General features: G+C 62.2%; 12 protein-coding genes, 1 tRNA gene and 1 other RNA gene. 6 read left to right on the top strand and 8 right to left on the bottom strand.

Annotated features, from left to right (window positions below):
• Positions 1–131: 131 nt before the first annotated feature.
• Positions 132–500: a transfer-messenger RNA gene (gene ssrA, locus J8C01_RS11030) on the top strand.
• Positions 501–900: 400 nt separating this feature from the next.
• Here ssrA and J8C01_RS11025 read toward each other — a convergent pair.
• From J8C01_RS11025 to J8C01_RS11010, 4 genes are all read right to left on the bottom strand, one after another.
• Positions 901–3,909, bottom strand: a complete 3,009-nt coding sequence (locus tag J8C01_RS11025; RefSeq protein ID WP_211431941.1) for a DUF1156 domain-containing protein — start codon at positions 3,907–3,909, stop codon at positions 901–903.
• Positions 3,854–4,168: a type II toxin-antitoxin system PemK/MazF family toxin gene (locus J8C01_RS11020; protein WP_148264041.1), complete on the bottom strand. Its 315-nt coding sequence runs from the start codon at positions 4,166–4,168 to the stop codon at positions 3,854–3,856. The genes J8C01_RS11025 and J8C01_RS11020 overlap by 56 nt, the downstream gene beginning before the upstream one ends.
• Before the next feature lie 72 nt (positions 4,169–4,240).
• The gene (locus J8C01_RS11015; protein ID WP_014100701.1) at positions 4,241–4,471 is read right to left on the bottom strand and encodes an AbrB/MazE/SpoVT family DNA-binding domain-containing protein; all 231 of its coding nucleotides are present in this window, start codon (positions 4,469–4,471) and stop codon (positions 4,241–4,243) included.
• A gap of 155 nt (positions 4,472–4,626) precedes the next feature.
• On the bottom strand, positions 4,627–4,869 hold the full coding sequence (locus J8C01_RS11010) for a helicase-related protein (RefSeq protein ID WP_211431940.1): 243 nt from the start codon (positions 4,867–4,869) through the stop codon (positions 4,627–4,629).
• Between the two features lie 367 nt (positions 4,870–5,236).
• On the opposite strand from J8C01_RS11010, the gene J8C01_RS11005 reads away from it, so the two are divergent.
• The 3 genes from J8C01_RS11005 (at position 5,237) to ftsH (ending at position 8,643) form a co-directional block, all read left to right on the top strand.
• The gene (locus J8C01_RS11005; RefSeq protein ID WP_014100699.1) at positions 5,237–5,809 is read left to right on the top strand and encodes a TMEM165/GDT1 family protein; all 573 of its coding nucleotides are present in this window, start codon (positions 5,237–5,239) and stop codon (positions 5,807–5,809) included.
• A gap of 233 nt (positions 5,810–6,042) precedes the next feature.
• Entirely contained in the window at positions 6,043–6,636 is a 594-nt protein-coding gene (locus J8C01_RS11000; RefSeq protein ID WP_211431939.1) for an Hsp20/alpha crystallin family protein, read from the top strand.
• A 150-nt stretch (positions 6,637–6,786) separates the two neighbouring features.
• On the top strand, positions 6,787–8,643 hold the full coding sequence (gene ftsH / locus J8C01_RS10995; protein WP_211431938.1) for an ATP-dependent zinc metalloprotease FtsH: 1,857 nt from the start codon (positions 6,787–6,789) through the stop codon (positions 8,641–8,643).
• A gap of 19 nt (positions 8,644–8,662) precedes the next feature.
• On the opposite strand, the gene J8C01_RS10990 is transcribed toward ftsH, so the two are convergent.
• The 4 genes from J8C01_RS10990 to J8C01_RS10975 form a co-directional block, all read right to left on the bottom strand.
• Positions 8,663–9,580, bottom strand: coding sequence for a hypothetical protein (locus J8C01_RS10990; protein WP_211431937.1), 918 nt, complete (start codon positions 9,578–9,580; stop codon positions 8,663–8,665).
• Positions 9,514–10,821: a spermidine synthase family protein gene (locus J8C01_RS10985; RefSeq protein ID WP_211431936.1), complete on the bottom strand. Its 1,308-nt coding sequence runs from the start codon at positions 10,819–10,821 to the stop codon at positions 9,514–9,516. Before J8C01_RS10985 ends, J8C01_RS10990 begins: the two co-directional genes overlap by 67 nt.
• 204 nt (positions 10,822–11,025) lie before the next feature.
• Positions 11,026–11,646 carry a CHAP domain-containing protein gene (locus J8C01_RS10980; protein ID WP_211422183.1) on the bottom strand — a complete coding sequence of 207 codons (621 nt, stop codon included), beginning with the start codon at positions 11,644–11,646 and terminating at the stop codon, positions 11,026–11,028.
• 108 nt (positions 11,647–11,754) lie between these two features.
• Positions 11,755–14,868, bottom strand: a complete 3,114-nt coding sequence (locus J8C01_RS10975) for a bifunctional YncE family protein/alkaline phosphatase family protein (protein ID WP_211431935.1) — start codon at positions 14,866–14,868, stop codon at positions 11,755–11,757.
• 149 nt (positions 14,869–15,017) lie between these two features.
• Between J8C01_RS10975 and J8C01_RS10970 the strand changes: the two genes are divergently transcribed.
• A tRNA-Ser gene (locus tag J8C01_RS10970) sits at positions 15,018–15,107 on the top strand.
• A gap of 97 nt (positions 15,108–15,204) precedes the next feature.
• A complete protein-coding gene (locus tag J8C01_RS10965) occupies positions 15,205–17,967 on the top strand; it encodes a TonB-dependent receptor (protein WP_211431934.1) in 2,763 nt (920 codons plus the stop codon).
• Positions 17,968–18,024: the final 57 nt, after the last annotated feature.

The following is an 18,024-nucleotide window of genomic DNA, read 5'->3' as shown; positions in this document are numbered from 1 at the left end:
CGCCAACTGCTGACCGCTAAACGCTTGTTGTCGGGGGGGGGGACTTCATGTTCGGTGTGGTGTTGGCGAGATTCTGTGGTATAGTTGCTGTTGGCCGTGCTGCCGGGCAGCACATGGCTCTTTGAGAATATGGGGATGACACGGTTTCGACGTGGACATTATGAGGTGCACGTGAGGCGTGCCGGGCGTCCATGCCGCTCGTCAAAAAGCGTGGAAACAATTACCTGCCGAAACGCAGGAACTCGCTCTCGCAGCCTAATCACTGCTGAGCCGTCTGCTCATTTGGTGGCTCGTGCCGAATGAAGCGGGCGTGACCTTCACGAGCTGGCGGCGACGTTACGCCTGGGGCGTCGCCGCGAGATAGCACTGGGCTGGTATCCCGGCGGCTTCAGGTCGCTGTTCCGGCAGCCGGGGTACGAGAAACGACGGAAGCGACTACGCACGTAGTCTCCGGCACCGAAGGTTCGCGGACGAGGGTTCGACTCCCTCCATCTCCATCATGAGAATCTGATTTGAAAAGACACTCGCGCTACGTTCCGACGCATCCTGCCGGCGAACCGTTCCAGACTCCGCGTCTTGCGGGTTTTTTCGCTTCTGTCTGAGGGGCATCCGTGGGGTGCAGCTTGTGAACACTCCCGTCCCTGACGGCCCCAGCCCCCTTGTTTACGCTTCAAACTCGGCATTCTCGCACCCCAGCACCCAGCAGTGCTCCTTCACGGCACGCCGCAAGTCGTCCTTCCGTCAGTACTCCAGACACCGGCCCAAAAGCGTTTCACTTTTCCATTGTTCGCCCGGTACGTATCAGTTAAAGCGCGCGTGGGGGTTGAAGTCGAACTTCCACGAGCGTGCGCTGAGAGCCGCCAATGTGTCTGTTCGCGCGTGCAAGCTCGTCCTGTCTGGTCAAACATCCAGCTTCATCTGCGAATACGCCACCCTGGCCGCTCCAGCCACCTGCTCGATGCCGCTCCACGCTGCCACCAACTCGTTGTAGGGACGCGCGTCGTCGGCCCAACCCCGGCGCTCGCACAGGGTGTAGAGCCGGTAGGCCAAGGCACGGATGGGTTCAGCACGGGACGGCATACGCGCCAGCAGGGCCCCAGCAGCCGATTCCCCACCCTGATTGAGGGCGCGGATCAGTTGATGCAGCGCCTCCCAGACCGAGGCGCACGAGTCAGTTTTGGGCGACCACTTGGCAGGTAACTCCGGCCACCTGAGCAGGCGTACTTCGCCTTTGCCCGCCGCCACCAGCCCAGCCTCTCGTAGTCCATCTACACTCGTCGCCTTGGCGCGGGCAAGTACGTCCGCCTCGCCAAATTTGCCCGTAGCCCAGCCGTGCTGCTCGAACCAGTGCAGGCAAAATTGCGTGTCGTAGTCGAAGTCGTCCTCGGTGAGAAAGCGGTTGATGAGTTGCAGCGCGGTGCGCACCGTCATGGGCGTGCCGTCGGCCTCCAGCACCTGCGCATACCGCGAGAAGATCGCCATGCCGGGGCCGATGATCGCCTGCGACAAATCCACCGGTGTCACAGGTGAATGCCGAAGAGCGCGGCCATCCTGGCTGTTTCCTGATGCGGGCGGGACGCCCGCGCCCCCAGGGTTGATCATCTCCTCCATGGCTTCGGGCAGCGTCGCATTGAGTTCGCGTAGAAACTCGCGGCGGGTGATCACCGGTGCGTCGGCTGCGCGCTTGCGGCAAACGAGCACAATGCTGGAGGCAAGGGCATTGGTAGCTTTCTTGAGATTGCCCGTGTATTCGGTGCGCATCGGCCATGTCCCCGTGATGGCCAGGCCGGCGCGGAGGACAGCTTCCAGAAAAGTCTCCCAGCCGGGACTCGTCGTGCCGTCGCTTTCGGTTTCGCTCTGCTTGAAGGCGTAGTAGATGGTTATCGGAAAAGCCGGGTGCGCCTGCCGTGCGAGGTTTTCCAGCGCCTGCGTCATCCCTTCCAGAAAGAAGGTTTCGGCCTTTTCCCGACTGCCGTGGCGGCACGGTGTAGCGACCAGTTCCTCAGTCTTGGGTGTGGCCAGTGTCGCGTAGAGACCGGGAAAGATGGGCTTGAGCATCCGCCGCAGCCAGACGTAGAAGAAGTCCGAGAGGTCGGCGTAGGCAATGTTGTCGTAGTACGGCGGGTCAGTGGAAATAATCTTGTTGTGCGAGACGGTTTGAGATTGAGCTTCCGATTGGAGGGCCAAGCCATTGGAAGGGCTCTTGAGGTTGGTGAGAAGTTTTGCTGCCTGCTCACAGCCGCTGAGAAGGTTCCCAGAGGAATTGCTGAAAGGATTCGCCTCGGCAAAGTCCCAAACCATTGGTAAAGCTTGACGACCAAAGGTACTTGTCACTGTGTCACGGCCTGAGTGCCAGGAACAAAGAGACGACCAGTAGTTTGCACCTTTATCCACGGCAAATGCCAAGTACACTCCCACTGCCTGCGCGTAGGCGAGGGCACCGGTCCCACTGGCATCCAATCCCACACCGTCGTCAGGCAACCCAGCCGCTATAGCATCCCGGCGGCATTTCTCGATGGCCTCGGCCACCAGATCGGAAAACGTCGTCAGCGCCACGAGCTGGCGGGGGGTGAAGAGGTCGGCCCACGTGAAAAAGCCATAGCCACGGCCACTGACCAGATCGCGCGTATCGCGGTTCATCGGCTGATCGGGCTTCCACAGCGGTTGCGCTGAACGGGCAATCCTCTCGTGTTCTTCGGTAGGAGGCAGATAGACGCGCCCACGTGGCCCTTCGGCGACGATGGCCATCAGCCGTTCTCCCATTCTACCTGCCAGACTCTCGGCTTTGATGTAGGCGTCGCCGATTGGCGCACCAGACACCAGACACCGAAAATTCGCCCCGCGCGCAAGCTTCGTGCCGTTCTTCGCGCTTTCCGGCGGCTTACCCACTTTGACAGTAAAGTAATACCCTGGGAGCGCGGGCGTCCCTGGGAGGGCGGGCGTCTCGCCCGCGACTTGTGGCGGGCGAGACGCCCGCCCTCCCAGGATAATTGGCTCGACGTACGCTTCCTTGCCCGCCTTGCTGGAGAGGATGAAGGTGGAAACCAGCGGCACATCCACATCCGCAAAAGCCGGATTGGGGCTTTTGACCGTCCGCGCCCACAACCAGGCAATCACGGTGAGCTTTTGGCCAACGAGCGGTTTGAGGTCAGGGCGGTCAGCGGCCATCTCTGACGTCACCTTGACCCTTGGGTAAAGATGCCCGATGCGCTTTTCAGCCTCGGCGCGCATCCACGCCCCGTACCGCCGTACGTCTTCGGCCAGTCCCTTTGCCCCCGACCAGTCCGCGTGCAGCGTGGCTTGCCTTTCCCCCGGCGGCAACGGCCCGACAGGTTCGTATCCGGCAAAGCGCGGCGGGATTTCAATCATGGCCTTGTTGATGGTGACAGCCACGGGGTTGAGATCGCTGGCGTAGGTTTCCAGCCCCAGCCGCTGCGCTTCCAGAGGCAGTGCGCCCCCGCCGGCGAAGGGATCGTGAAAACCTGGGAGCGCAGGCATCCTGCCCGCGTTGATCGCAGCCACAATTTCGTCGTCGGAGAGGCGTGCGGCCGCTGCGCCAAGGCAGTGCCGCGCCCAACTCCGGCGGATTTCGCGCCGGGCGCTTTCGAGCACCTCCTCGTTCGTGGTGTTTTCCCACTGCACAAGCTGCTCAAGCAGGCGAAAGAGGCGCTGGCGTTCCCTCTCCTGCGCTTCCGGCGTGGGAAACTCCTCCGGCACACTGGCGGGATCATCCACCATCTGGGCGAAGATGACGGCCCGGGCCGCCGCCAGCGGACGGCGCGCCCACCACAGGTGCAGGGTGCTGGGGTGTCCGTGACGGATGGACTTTTCGCGCGCGGCAGCTTCGTTGATTTTATCCAGTGGTAGCGCGACTTCGATGAGTTTTTTCGGGGTTTTGATGGATGTCATGGGGTAAGGTCCAGCACTCGGGATATAAGAACTGCCCAAGCTGGCTGCAATCAGCCTCTGCCAGATAGCCGAGCACGCCGCGCACCAAGCGAACATCGAGCGTGAACAGTTTGGCGCATACCACCGACGAAGGCGTGGGCAAACCCGCGCTAGTGAGGTCGCTGATGGGGCAGTCAAACGGCCACGGGGGATTCTGAGCCGAGGTAATCATCGCAAGTACAAGGCAGCCGCTTGCACGGTTGAAAGCGGTTGCCGACATGACCAGCACCGGGCAATTTTTGTGGCTTCGCGGTTGGTGAACGGAAATGGCACGCGAACCACCTGCCCCGGCTCATAGTTCACGGTAGTTCTCCTTGTCTGTCTCGCCCGACCATTCCGAGAGCGTGCCCTCGACGGCCTTGAGGTATTCCAGACCGAGGGGGCAAACCCGACGCACCCGTACTTCGCCGTCGGCAACGATCTCCCAGGCTGGCAGATCGCCAGGTCCGACGTGTAAGTGCGCCCGGATCGCGGCCGGAATTGTAGTCTGGCCTTTGGCAGTGATTTTAGCGATGGCAATCATCGGGAGCACTCCAGGGATTGAGGTAAGGCTGTAAGGAGCGCCTTACCTTACGTGGGCAGTGTAGTACGCGCAAGCAGGGCTTTTATGTCGAGGTTGAGCTGTCACGGCCCAGTCCGGCTCGCTGGTAAAAAGCTGCCGCACGTAGCGGGCAAGTCTTAGTTGACCATCAGGTTGGCGTTCTGCAGGTGTACGCCTTCGCTGGCGGCGCCGATGGCAACAAGCAAACCCACTGCTGGATTGTTGCGGAACAGTTCCCGTGCCTTGCGGCGCTCTGCACGCTTGACACCACACGTGGACATTGCCCTGGCTTCTTCGCCGCTGAGCAGCCTGCGAATCCTGGCGGCCAGGTAGTTCAGCAGGCCGCGGTGCTCAGTGAAGACGAGGAGTTTGGGGAGCAAGAGCGTCCTGCCCGCAGGCGGGCTGGAAGCCTGCGCTCCCAGATTTTGCAGCCGGCAGTAGAGTGCTTCCCCTCGCAATCCTGACTTTGGAGTGAACAACTTAGCGGGCCTGTTCTTCCAAGGCTTTGAGGACGATGCTCGCTTCAGCCACCGCTCGAAACGTTCGTAGTCCTTGGGTGAGAGGCTTGAGCTGCCTCCCAGTGTTGTCGGGCAACTACCAAGCCTTCGGCTCCACTGCTTCTTGAGTGCATTCTGATAGTTGTGATAGCGAGGGGGCTTTGTTGGTTGTTCTGTGCCCACTCCCGGCGCCACCTCTCAGGCAGACGCCAGGCATCCCGGCAAACACGTGTCAGCCTCTAGGCTTTTTATGGAATCTCTTCTCATTTCAACGGCCGTTGTCGCGCTGGCGGAGATCGGCGACAAAACCCAACTTCTCGCCTTCATCCTTGCGGCGCGGTTCAAAAAGCCGCTGCCTATCATTCTGGGTATCCTCGTGGCCACCCTGCTCAACCACGGCCTGGCCGGCGCACTGGGGGCCTGGCTCACCAGCGTTGTCAGTCCCGACGTGCTGCGCTGGGTGCTTGGTCTGTCCTTTATCGGCATGGCTATCTGGACGCTTATCCCTGACCGCATCGAAGAGGAAGAAACCCAGGTTGCCCGGCGCTTTGGTGTCTTCGGCGCAACGCTGCTGACGTTTTTCCTGGTGGAAATGGGTGACAAAACCCAAATCGCCACCGTGGCTCTTGCCGCCCACTATGCCGCGCCCTGGATGGTCATCCTTGGCACCACGTTGGGGATGCTCATCGCCGACGTGCCCGCCATCTTTGTCGGGGACAGGCTGGCGTCCAAAATCCCGATGAAGCTGGTTCACGCCGTGGCCGCCGCTGTCTTTGCCCTGCTGGGTCTCGTCACGCTGCTCGGAAGCTGGCTCCAACCGTAGCTGCCAGATTGGAGCCAACAGAAGGCCGACTCCGCCGTAAAGCAGCCCGGCGCGTCCATCCACTCTGGTTGCCCGAACCGCTTCACCGTTGACCGCCAAAATTCAGGCTGGGGGAACGACGACGAGCTTTGATGACGAGCTTCAGCGAAGGGGCCAACCCGCCTTGCTATTCGCTATTTGCTATTCACCGGGTGTATGTTATGGACAGGACTTTCATATCGAGGAGAACTGCCATGGACTTGAAAAAACTGGCCCCCTGGAACTGGTTCAGGAAAGAACAGGAAACGCAACCAACAGCACTCCCGGTCCGCAAAGCGGAGTCTGCGGGGACAGCGCGCGAAACCATCGAGCCGGCCCTGCCTGCGCCTTTTTTGCCGGTGTTCCAACTGCAACGCGAGATTGACCGGCTGTTCAATGAAGCATTTCGCAACTTTGGCCTGGCGTGGCCGTCCTTGACGCTGCCAAGCCTGCCGACGCCTGACTGGCAGGGGCTGCTCCGCCCGGCGCTCGACATTCACGAAACAGAGACGCACTACCACATTGCACTGGAGCTACCCGGTGTAGAGCCGAAGGATGTCAACATCACGCTGGACGAAGACGTGCTGTACATTCAGGGCGAAAAGCGCCACGAGCAGGAGTACAAAGACGGGCAGCAGCATCGGATCGAGCGTACGTATGGCGCTTTTCAGCGGATGCTCAATCTGCCTGACGATGCGGATGCTGACAATATCAAGGCCAGTTTCAAGAATGGTGTCCTGACGTTGACGATTGGCAAGCGGACGCCGAGCCGGCCGCAGCGGGGGCGTCCCATTCCCATTGAGAGTTAGGCGGTTGCGGGGTCGCCGAAGTTCAGCACGCCGCCCGAAACACCACTCCAGGGGCGGCGTTTTTTGTTACCTTTGGGAGACGAGGCATAGCTGTGGCAGGGTGCGTCTGCACCAGCCACCACGCCCCGCGTTGTCAAGGACGAATCAGGGATGAAGCAGGAAAGTCGCTGGAATTTCGGATACTGGATGGTGGCCATTCTGGCGCTGCTGGTATTTCAGGAGTACTGGCAGCGGATGAGTACCGTTGAGCCGGTTCCCTACAGTGAGTTTGAGAAGGCGCTGGCGGAAGGGCGCGTGGAGGAGGTCATCGTCACGGACAGGACGATAACCGGGCGGTTGAAAGCGCCAGACCAGCGCGGCAAGACCTCGATTGTGGCAACGCGCGTGGAGCCGGAACTGGCCGATCGGTTGTCCGGGTATGGTGTCAGGTACAGCCGCGTTGTGGAAAACACCTGGTTGCGGGACGTGCTCTCGTGGGTGCTGCCAGCTTTGGTCTTTTTTGGGGTGTGGTTTTTCCTGTTCCGGCGGTTTGCGGAAAAGCAGGGTGTGGGCGGCTTTATGAGCGTCGGCAAGAGCCGCGCCAAGGTGTATGTCGAGAAAAAAACCGGCGTGACGTTTGGCGACGTGGCCGGGGTGGATGAGGCCAAGGCCGAGTTGGAGGAAGTCGTCAACTTTCTGAAAGCGCCGCAGGAATATGGTCGTCTGGGCGCGCGGATTCCCAAGGGGGTGCTGCTGGTCGGCCCGCCGGGCACCGGCAAAACCCTGCTGGCCAAGGCCGTTGCCGGTGAAGCTGGCGTGCCGTTTTTCTCGATTTCGGGTTCGGAGTTCATTGAAATGTTTGTCGGAGTGGGCGCTGCCCGGGTACGTGATCTGTTTGAGCAGGCGCGCACGCACGCACCGGCGATCATTTTCATTGACGAACTGGATGCGCTGGGACGGGCGCGCGGCGCGGGCGGCCCGCTGGTCGGACACGACGAGCGCGAGCAGACGCTCAATCAGTTGCTGACTGAAATGGATGGTTTCGATACGTCAGTGGGCCTGATCATTCTGGCGGCAACCAACCGACCGGAGATTCTTGACCCGGCGCTGCTACGCGCCGGCCGGTTTGACCGGCAGGTGCTTGTGGACCGTCCCGACAAGAAGGGACGGCTGGAGATTCTCAAGGTTCACGCCAGGAAGATCACACTGGCCCCTGGTCTGGATTTGGAACAGGTGGCCGCGTTGACGACGGGTTTTTCCGGGGCTGACCTAGCGAATCTCGTCAACGAGGCGGCACTGGCGGCCACCCGGCGCAAGGCGGCGGCGGTCGAGTTGGTGGATTTTACAGTGGCGCTGGAGCGCATCGTGGCGGGTCTGGAAAAGAAAAACCGCGTCATCAATGCCAGGGAGCGCGAAACCGTGGCCTATCACGAAATCGGGCATGCGCTGGTTGCACTGGCTTTGCCGGGGGCGGATGCCGTCCACAAGATTTCGATCATTCCCCGTGGGATTGGGGCGCTTGGGTACACCTTGCAGCGACCGACCGAAGACCGGTTTCTGATGACGCGCGCCGATTTGGAAAACAAAATTGCCGTGCTGTTGGGCGGCCGGGCAGCCGAAAAGCTCGTGTTTGGCGAGATTTCGACAGGCGCGGCCGATGACCTGGCGCGGGCAACCGACATTGCCCGCGACATGATCACCCGTTACGGCATGGATGAAGGGCTGGGCTATGTTGCCTTTGAGGCCCAGAAGCCGCGTTTTCTGGATGTACCGGAGTTGGCTCAGGGAGGCTGCCGAGTAGCTGAGTCCACGCAGGCACGAATAGATCAAGCTATCCGGGATATTGTCATGGGCGCGTTTGAACGCGCTTACCGGATTCTTGAGACCAACCGCGAGGTGCTGGAGCGGTGCGCCCGCGAGTTGCTTGAACGCGAAACGCTGGAAGAAAGTGACATTCAGCAACTGACCCAGGGGTTGAAGCCGGCAGCGGAGTTGGCGGAAGCGCCGGTTGCCCTGCCCCGTCGCTAAGGTGTCCGTTCTGACCCCATCAGGCATCGGCTTCGCGGGGAAGCGCTGCTTCAGCCGCTTCTTCAGCCGCTTCCGGTTGGGCCGCCTGCCGCGCCAGAATGAGATACGCCGTCAGGTAGAGCGCCATCGCCAGCAGGGTCATCTTGCGCAGCCCCGCGTACATGGAAAGGTATTCCAGGCAGCCGCCGACCACTGAACCCAGGATGTTGGACCCGAGTGCGCCGGGGACATCCTGGGCCCGCTTCAGAAGGGTGGAGACAATGACCCCGGCAAAAAACACCGGCAGGGCAAAGAGCAGTCCGCCCAGGATGCCGCGCGTCAGCAGCGAAAACTGATTGAGCATCCCGGCGCCCAACCACCACACGGCGAGCAGGGAGATGACCAACGGGACGTACCAGGGCTGAATCCGGGAGGGCGTCCGCCGGATGACGTAGCCGTTGGCCAGCAGCACCATGACGAGAACGCCGGCAAAAACGGAGGCGTTGACGACCCACGTCGAACCAAAGAGCAGACCCAACTCTGTGACCATCCGCGTTTCAAGCAACAGAAAGGCCGCACCCATCAGAAACAGCACCGGGTCAAACCGGCGTGAGGTAAGCAGGTCGGCCCCGAACGTCTGCCGGACAGCCACCAGGGCCGTGACGAGGATCAGCGTCAGAACGGTCAGGTAGGCATAGGGCACCGTATTGGGGCGCAGATAAAGAAACGGCCAGTCGTCGGTTGGAATGCGGATGTCCACTTCAGGGAGGACGTGAACCGGAAAGTCCGTCGTGGACTGCACCGTCTGGGGCATCAGTTCGCGCCCTACGAGAAACGTCACCCCGTAGTTATAGCCGTGCAGGACCACTACAGGCGGAAGACCGGTTGCCTTCAGAATCGTGTTGTTGAGGCGGTGGAGCATCCAGTCGCTGGCGAAAACCGAGAAGGAAACGGACATGATGCCGCCCGGTGCGACGTGCTTCCAGCCGGAACGAAGCCCCTCGACCGTGTAGAGGTAGTTGTCCAGACGGAGTGTGGACAGGGCGGAAAACATGGCGTGGGAGTCCACGAGTCCGTAGCAGACGACATCGTACTGGTCGGTATGGTTTTGCTCGAAGTAGGCGCGGGCGTCGTTGTTGATGAGCCGGACGTTGGGGCGGGTGTATGGTTGTTCCGGGTGTTTCTCACGCCCAGGCGTAAAATCACCGGATCGATTTCGACACAGGAAACGTGGGCAAATCCGGCCCGCAGGGCAGCGGCGGCATCGTTGCCCGTGCCGGCCCCGACGACCAGGGCGCGGTCGCGCTGCGGCGTAAGACGGAACGGGATTTCGTAGATTTTCTGAATCCGCGCCCGGAGTGCATCGGGCGGTTCCTGGCTGACCGTGGCGGTGGAAAGATCGAGCAGGTGCTGGTGAAAGTCCCGGTTGACACTGAGCTTGTATTCCGGGCGCGCAACCGGGTTGGGGGGCTGGCCCTCCCGGGTGAAAAAATCGTCGGTTGCAAGATCAATGCGGTTGTAGGGCGAAAAGTAAGCCCCCTGGCTGGCCCAGCCGGTCAGCAGGATGACGCCGATGCCGAACGCTGCCCACCACCGGCGGCTGACCCAGGCGAGCGGAAGCAACCCCAGTCCGAACCAGACGGCCGGTGGCAGGTGCAGCGCCGCCACCGCGGTGAACGCCAGCACGCCGATGAGTGAGCCAAGCAGGTCATAGGTATAAGCCCGCAGGGGCGGAAGCTGCCCGAACCACCAGCCCACCGGAATGGCCATGAGCAAAAACACCAGCGTCACCAGCCAGAACAGTCCAACGACAACCAGCGTCGCCAGACAGAACTGGCCGAAAGACACCATCCTGACATCAGCTCCCCAGAGGCTGATGGATGGGTCAGGGAATCCCAAGTCCATCAGCCCGACCTGCTTGGACAAAGCCAGAACTGCGGCCAGGACGAGCAGCGCCGGGAACACCCACTCGAAAAGATGCGGATACCGGCGGCCAAGGGCCACCCCAAGGCCCATCCCAAGGAAAACCGCCATGAGTACCAGGTTGGCAAAGTAGGCGAAGACCCGGATTTGCGAGCCAATCCACCGGATGGCGGCCAGTTCGAGCACGAGGATGCTGAACGTCGTCAGCCCAAGATACCAGGCTGAACGCCGGGCGGAGACCTCGCGTGTCCAAAGGGGCAATGGGGTGGTGCTCATGAAACTTCTTCCCTTTTGACCATCCAAACCGCCCGCGTCCCGGGCCGCACGATACGACCCTGTGGAGACCGACGTAACCGTGCAGGTCAGCACACAAAAAGAGGCTAACCCAGCCGCGCAGGCTGCGGAAAGCTCAGAAAAACACCTGTCCCAGGGGGGGAAGGTTCGAGGCCGGAAAACCGCCTTATCCCAGGTCGGGTCGCTCTAGGGGCGGCCCTTGCGGACGACACGCGGCCGCGAAACGGCATCCACCGTCCGAATCTGGCGGCCCCTCCCACGTGCGTCCTGCGTGGAAAAGCTTTTGCGCGCCGTTGCCGCCCTTTCCGGGAAGATGAATCCGGCAAAAAAGTACCGCCGCCGCACGCCACGGTCGAGGTTGGTCGAAAACGGCAAAAACGACTGGCTGATGCGGTTGAAACCACCCGTGGCGTCGCCATCGCTGTTGACGCGCCAGTTCATCTCGCTGATGAGGATGCCATCTGGATACACGTCATCCACAACGCCGACGTGTCCCCGACCGTCATTTTGCCAGACGATGATGGCGCCCACGCGCGCATCGCGCGGGTTGGTACTCGTCTGCCAGCCTTTTTCCTGTGCGGCGCGCAGCCACATGCCGCCGTTGCCGCGCCAGTCAATGCCGCCTTCCGCCGCCGCAAAGCGGTCGAAAACCTGCGCGGCGTAGTATGTGCAATAGCCCCAGCTAAACCCTTTGTAAGGTTGATGGGTGTTGTCTTCCACCTGGGCCGTGACTGCCGTGGCCAGACCGAGTACGGCAACTGTCATCACAAAAAAGCGACGAAGTTGCTTCTTCAAGCGAAGCACCATGGTTCGTTGACTCTCAAAATTACGGGAATAATGGCAAGAACGGGCGTTCTCTATCCCGTTGTCATCCGCAGTGTCAAGTTTTTTACCAACGTTTTCTGCGCCGGAGCGTCACTCATCGCGCCCGGCAACCCCCTGAGCGAGGGCGGCAAACACCGGCAAATCAGGACTTTGCGCCGGCGGGGGACGGTGGCTGCCACAGGTGGCGTACCAGATGATGGCATTGAGCGCATCGGCATCTTCGAGATCGGCATGCGCCAGGTTCATCGCCTGGCACCACCGCACCATGGCGGCTTCGCGGGCGGTTTGTGGCGGCGCAACGAGAAGGTTGCTGGTCGCTACACGCGGCAGGATTGCCCGGTATGGGCGGAGGTCGGGTTTGTCCTGAAAGATGTCCATGGGCACCGCGTTGGCGTCCAGGGCATTCATTGGCGGCAGCCCCAGGAGAAGTTCCATGGTCCGAATCAGGCTGACGGTCGTGTGATATTCGTGAATGAGTTGGCCCGGCCGGTTGTAGGCGCTGATGACCAGGGCCACCGACCGGTGACAGTCCACGTGGTCGGGGCCGTTCTGAGCATCATCTTCGACGACAAAGATGGCGGTGTCTTTCCAGTATGGTGAGGTCGAGACGGCTTCCACCAGACGCCCCAGAGCATAGTCGTTGTCCGCCACGTGAAACTGCGGAGTGGGAAGACCGGGCATCATTCCGCTGGTGTGATCGTTAGGCAGCCGGACAATCGAAAAATTTGGCAGTTCATCGCGTCCGGTGGTCTGCCGGGTCTCCACGCACTGCTGGAACTCAGCGAGCCAGGCGCCAAGCCGCGACGTACCACGGAAGCGAGGGTCGGGATGCTGCACGGTGATGAGCGGGTCGGTCTGTCCATGGCTGTTCAACGCCGCCAGGTAGGAGTCGGTCGTCATGGCATCGGGGGTGTGCATGTCGAAGTTGCGGAACGTCGGGCACACGTGGCCTTCGAGGGCTTTTTTGGTCGGGGTGGCTGTGACGTTGGGCGTCAGGTCGGGGTAGCTCCGTCGTTGGTTGCGGTTGATGGCGTCCAACTCAGCCTGGGAGACTGTGCCGACGAATTCGCCATAGTTGCGGTAGGTCAATCCGGCGCGCGCGGCAGCGTCCCAGAGATACAGGGTGTCCGGTTCGGCAATGTCGCGGGCCCCCTGGCGGTAGGGGATGAAGCGGACGAGGTAGCGTTCGATGTCATCCGCCGTAACCGGCAGGTCGAAAGCCGGGGGAACGCCCTGGCGCGGCGCGAAGTTTGGCAGGCGGTTGAAACCTTCGTAGTCGTAGGTGCGTGACCGCCGGGAATACTCCCAGCGAAAAGCCTTGTCGGTGTAGTCACTCGACAGGGCAGCCGTGGCCCAGTTGTGTCCGTCGGGGCTGGCTTCAGAGTTGACAAAAAAGCGGTCAAACAGACCGAAGCGCAGCGCCAGGGCGCGGTGGTTGGGGGTGATGTCCTGCGGAGTGCCGTCGTGTGCGACGGCGGCCTCTCCGGCTCCGAAAATGGCGAGGTAGGGATCGCCGTCGGCCGGAAGCCCGTTCCCGGCGCGCTCCAGATCGCCAAAAACGGCGTCGTAGGTACGGTTTTCCTTGATGATGTAGATGATGTGCCGGATGGGCGACGGGCCCTTGAAAAGGCGCGTTTTGTGGGGGCCGAGCAGTCCGTTGTTTTGCAGTGTCTGGCGCGTGTAGTCCGCCAGTTGCCGGTCATCCGGCAGCGGGATGCGGCTGAGCGTTCCGGCCACAAGGGCGACACTGTACTGCCCGCCCTGCCTTCCCGATTCCGCTTCCGCCGGGAAGCGATCGTTGGGCGCATTGGGAAACCGCCCGGAGGTGTTGGCGACAACCGAGGAGTTTTCAAAGCCGGTGCCTTTGCCATTGCCGACAACCAGCGTCCTGCCGACGACAGCGACGGCCGACGGATAAAGCCCGGTTGGGATGAAGCCTTTGACAACGGAGGCTTGTTGCCGTCTCTCGGGCTCGGCAGTGGACTCCGGTTCGGAACGGACTTTCGTTTTGCGAGAGGGCTTTTTTGACGCAGCCTGATGACGCGCTTCGGATGCGTCATGACGTTGTGCAGGCGGCCGTGACTGCTCGCTCAATCTGACGACTGCAACGCAGTTGGCGCGGGCATTGGCAACGTACAGTGTGGTTTCGTCTTCGTCGAGGGCAAGGCTTTGCGGACTTGTTCCGCCCCGGTTCCGTTCATCGAGGCGCAGGGCAATGCGTTCGATTTCAGTATCCGTGGCTGTGTCCATGACGCTCACAGCATCTCCGTCCGAGTTGACCACGTAGAGTCGGGTTTGGGCGCGGTCAAGTGTCATGGCGGTTGGATGCCGGCCGATGTCCACGAAACGGACGGCTTTCGTCGTTGGGTTAACGACAGCCAGCGAGCCATCGCCCCAGCAGGAGACATATACCTTGTCGCCTTGCCCGGTTGGAATGACTTTGACTTCGTAGGGGTACGTGGCCTGGTTCGGACGTTTGGGGTTCTGGAGCTTGAGGCTTTCCAGTTCTGGCTTGCCCTGATGGTGGTGAATCAGACCCAGGCTGTCGCCCAGGTTGTTGGCGGTGTAGAGCGTTTCGCCATCGGTACTGAGGGCGAGGCCGAGGGGAAAGACGGCCGCCAGGTTGTTGTTGTAGCGCGGCGAAGGCGGCTCGGCGGCCAGGCCGGACACTTCGATAAACGGGGCTTCGAGCGGGGTGTTGAAGTTGCTGACGCCGGGCTGGAGCGGCTGCCGCGCGCCGGGGACAAACTGAAAGCGCCAGATTTTGTTTTCGTGGCCGCCGGAAACATAAAACGTGCAGGTGCCGTCGGGGTGAGGCGGTGGGACAAACACGGCCCCGACACAGACGCTTTGCGGAACGGGAACATAGACGTTCTGGATGACGGTCGGCGCCGGACGCGCAGCAAGGTCAATCACGGCCAGCGACTGGTGCAGTTTGTGGGTGGCGTTGCGCTGGATGCCGAAGCCGCTGTTGACGGCAATGAGGTAGCGCCCATCGGGTGAGCGGATGAGGTTGACGGGAAGTGCCCCGACGGCGGGCTGGTGGGTGGCGGCGTCCCGGATGAGCGTCCCAGCCGGTGTCAGGCGAAACTCCGGCTGGGGTTGCCGGTCGGCGGCCAGGCGTCCACCAGTGAAGAGCATGGCCAGAAGCGTCAGGCTAATTCCCAAAGTCAATCTGAGCTGGCGCGGTACATTGAAGTTCATACGCATCAAAACCGGGGACATCAGGGCTTGAGTGAGGGAGTTGGCCTGGCAGCCGTTTGCCATTTTTCCTGCAGGGATTGGTCGTCGCCAAGTCTCTTGACAGCTTGTGGCAAGGCGCTTGATACTCATTGTGCATCGTTAGCGCGCGCGGAGAAGTCGCATAGTGGCCTAGTGCGCTGGTTTGCTAAACCGGTGTACGCGAAAGCGTACCGAGGGTTCGAATCCCTCCTTCTCCGCCACCTTCCTCTTCAGTCTTTCCTCAAAACGCTGCGCCCCAAGCGAAATGTACGCTGCCTGCACTGCTGACCAGGCGGTGGTCGCTTGGGGCTTCCTTCAATGAACCAAGTGAACCAAGCCGACACCAAGCCTTTTTTGGCCTGCCTGCTGTTTCTCGCCTGGCTGTTGGGGGAGGCTTGCGCAACAACGCTCGCCAAAACGCCAGTCCCGGAATCGGCGACGCTGACCGGTTACGTGCGTAACGTGAACGGTACACCTGTTGCCCAAGCGCGGCTGACGCTTCTGACAGCGCGCCAGACGGTCGCGGCCACCACGGTCAGCGCCGCTGATGGGCGGTACCTGTTCGATGATGTCGTGCCCGGAACCTATGAACTCGTTGCGGCCACCTCCGATGGGCTTGGGGTGCGGCTGGCGGTTTCACTCGCGGCTGGCATCACCACGGTGCGCGATCTCACCGTACTGCCCACGCCGGTCGCCGAGACCGTCACAGTGACGGCCGACGTTGGCCTTGTCCAAGACAAGGATGAACTGGGGCAGACCGTCACGGTGATTCCGGCTGGACGCCTGCAGGAACGCGCCACCCAGGGACTGGCCCAGGCTTTTGCCGAGGAAGCCGGGCTATCCGTACAGCAGACCAGCGCCACGCTGGGCGGCGTCTTCGTGCGCGGACTCGTGGCCAGCCGGGTGTCGGTGTTCGTGGATGGCGTCCGCTACACGACAGGCGCGCAGCGGGGCGGCATCAGTACGTTTTTCAACCTGCTCGAACCAGGCAGCTTGCGCGGCGTGGAGGTGCTGCACGGGCCGCACGGCGCGCAGTACGGCAGCGACAGCCTGGGGGGAAGCGTCCAGTTGCTCACGGCCACCGCGCCTCTGACCACCGGCGGTTTTGTGTTTCAGGGAGAAAGCACCTTCTTTGGCATCAGTGCCACGTCCGGCTTCGGCCACGCCACCCGTCTGTCCTTCGGCACCCCACGCTTCGGTGGCGTGGTCAACCTGGCCGGACGGCGCATCAATACCCTGCGCGCCGGCGGCGGCGTGGACTCCCGTGCGGCCGTGACCCGGTTTTTTGACCTGCCTTCAAACCGCTTCTACGGCGCCCGCCAACCGGATACCGCCTTCACCGAATATGCCGGCAGCCTCAAGGCCGTGGCGACACCCCGCGCCGGACACCAGTTCGTCGTCCATTACCAGCGTGGACAGCAGGACGGCGGCCAACGCTCCGATCAGTTGCTGGGCGGTGACGGCAACCTGCTGGCGAAACTGGGCAACCTGATGCTGGACTTTGGCTACCTGCGCTATGACGGCCAGCGGGTGGGCGGTCTGGACAGTGTGACCGTCACCGGCAGTTTCAACATCCAGCGGGAAGAACGGATCAATCAGGGCGGGCAGGGCAATCCCCAGGCGCTCATCAACGCCCAGTATGAACGCACCCGGGCCGTTGGCCTGGCGTTGTCTGGTGCGAAGACGCTTCCCGGACGGCACACGGTGCTGGGCGGCGCGGATGTGTACCGCGATGTCATGCGGGCGCGCGCCTTCGATGCCCATCCCGTGACCGGCATCGCCACGGCGGCCCGTCCGCGCGTACCCAATGGCGCGTATTTCAACAACTACGGCTTCTTTGTGCAGGATGTGTGGGAAGCTGTGCCGAGCCGGCTGCGCCTGGCGGCCAGCCTGCGCTATGGCGTGGCTTCCTACCGCGCCCGCGCCCGCGACAATGCGCTCGTCGGAGGGCGCGCGGTGGTCGAGGACGACAGCGTACGCACGGCAGCCTGGACGTTCCGTTTCAGCGGGGCCTGGCAACTGGGGCGCGGCTGGGTGCTGGCCGGCAATGTGGCCCGTGGCTTTCGTCCGCCCAACATGACCGACCTGGGATCGCTGGGTCTGCAGGGCAATGGTGTCTATGAAATCGCTGCGCCAGCCGTTGCCGGACGGCAGGCCTTCATCGGCACAACTGCCGACGCTTCCGCCGTGTCAACCGGGCTGCCGGTCAGACAGGTCATCCCGGAAAGCAGTCTGAGCTACGAAGGCAGCCTGCGCTACCGCAATGGACGGATGGATGCCGATCTGACCGGCTTTGTGACGAACATCAACGATCTGCTCACCACGCAGACCCTGATCCTGCCGCCGGGGGCGGTGGGGACGCGCCTGGGGACGGAAATCATCACGGCGCAACTGCCGACGGGGGCGGTGTTCGTCGCGCCGGCAACGAGTCCCGTGCGCGTCCGGGCCAACTTCACCGGTGCGCGTATTTACGGCGTTGAGAGTTCGCTGGGCGTCAGGCTGACGGCGAGCTGGTCACTTGGCGGCAACTTTACCTGGCTGCATGCGGAAGACCGCGCCACCGGGCGGCCGCCCGATGTGGAAGGTGGAACCCCGCCGCCACAGGGGTTGCTGCGGCTGCGCTATCAGCCGCCCGGTCGCGCCTGGTGGGTGGAAGGCGTTGTGGCGGCTGCCCACCGGCAAACGCGCCTGTCGTCGCTCAATCTCGATGACCGCCGGATTGGTGCGGCCCGGACGCGCACCCAGATTCAAAACTTTTTCCGCCGGGGCGCAACGGTGCGGGGGTTTGTCGAAGCCGGCCCCGATGGGCGGCTGGGCACGGCTGATGACCGGCTGCGGCTGACCGGCGAAACTCTGGCGCAAGTTCAAGCCCGTGTGTTGGGGGCGGTCGCCAGCGCGCCGCTGTTTCCACGCCTGCCCGGATGGGCCACACTCAACCTGCGCGGAGGATACCGCTTTGGCGAGCGGCATCACCTGCTGGTGGCCCTGGACAACCTGCTCGATCAGAACTACCGCACGATTTCGTCCGGGATAGATGCACCGGGACGCAACCTGACGGTGCGTTATACTATCCGTTTTTGAGTCGCCAGGCGGGCTTTGCCGCGCCGGTGGTATTGGCGGTGCCCAGGCCACCGGCGG

It is taken from the genome of Chloracidobacterium sp. D, from assembly GCF_018304685.1.
GTDB classification, from domain to species: domain Bacteria; phylum Acidobacteriota; class Blastocatellia; order Chloracidobacteriales; family Chloracidobacteriaceae; genus Chloracidobacterium; species Chloracidobacterium thermophilum.
The sequence above is the reverse complement of the archived record's forward strand: the minus strand, read 5'-3'. Positions and strand labels throughout refer to the sequence as shown.

What these genes read in the sequence shown, in the direction of transcription:
- J8C01_RS10990 (WP_211431937.1), bottom strand. Translation starts at nt 9,580, where the DNA reads ATGTCCGTTTCCTTCTCGGTTTTCGCCAGCGACTGGATGCTCCACCGC.
- J8C01_RS10985 (WP_211431936.1), bottom strand. Translation starts at nt 10,821, where the DNA reads ATGAGCACCACCCCATTGCCCCTTTGGACACGCGAGGTCTCCGCCCGG.
- J8C01_RS11020 (WP_148264041.1), bottom strand. Translation starts at nt 4,168, where the DNA reads ATGTCGGCAACCGCTTTCAACCGTGCAAGCGGCTGCCTTGTACTTGCG.
- J8C01_RS11015 (WP_014100701.1), bottom strand. Translation starts at nt 4,471, where the DNA reads ATGATTGCCATCGCTAAAATCACTGCCAAAGGCCAGACTACAATTCCG.
- J8C01_RS11005 (WP_014100699.1), top strand. Translation starts at nt 5,237, where the DNA reads ATGGAATCTCTTCTCATTTCAACGGCCGTTGTCGCGCTGGCGGAGATC.
- J8C01_RS11000 (WP_211431939.1), top strand. Translation starts at nt 6,043, where the DNA reads ATGGACTTGAAAAAACTGGCCCCCTGGAACTGGTTCAGGAAAGAACAG.
- J8C01_RS11025 (WP_211431941.1), bottom strand. Translation starts at nt 3,909, where the DNA reads ATGACATCCATCAAAACCCCGAAAAAACTCATCGAAGTCGCGCTACCA.
- ftsH (WP_211431938.1), top strand. Translation starts at nt 6,787, where the DNA reads ATGAAGCAGGAAAGTCGCTGGAATTTCGGATACTGGATGGTGGCCATT.
- J8C01_RS10980 (WP_211422183.1), bottom strand. Translation starts at nt 11,646, where the DNA reads ATGGTGCTTCGCTTGAAGAAGCAACTTCGTCGCTTTTTTGTGATGACA.
- J8C01_RS10965 (WP_211431934.1), top strand. Translation starts at nt 15,205, where the DNA reads ATGAACCAAGTGAACCAAGCCGACACCAAGCCTTTTTTGGCCTGCCTG.
- J8C01_RS10975 (WP_211431935.1), bottom strand. Translation starts at nt 14,868, where the DNA reads ATGAACTTCAATGTACCGCGCCAGCTCAGATTGACTTTGGGAATTAGC.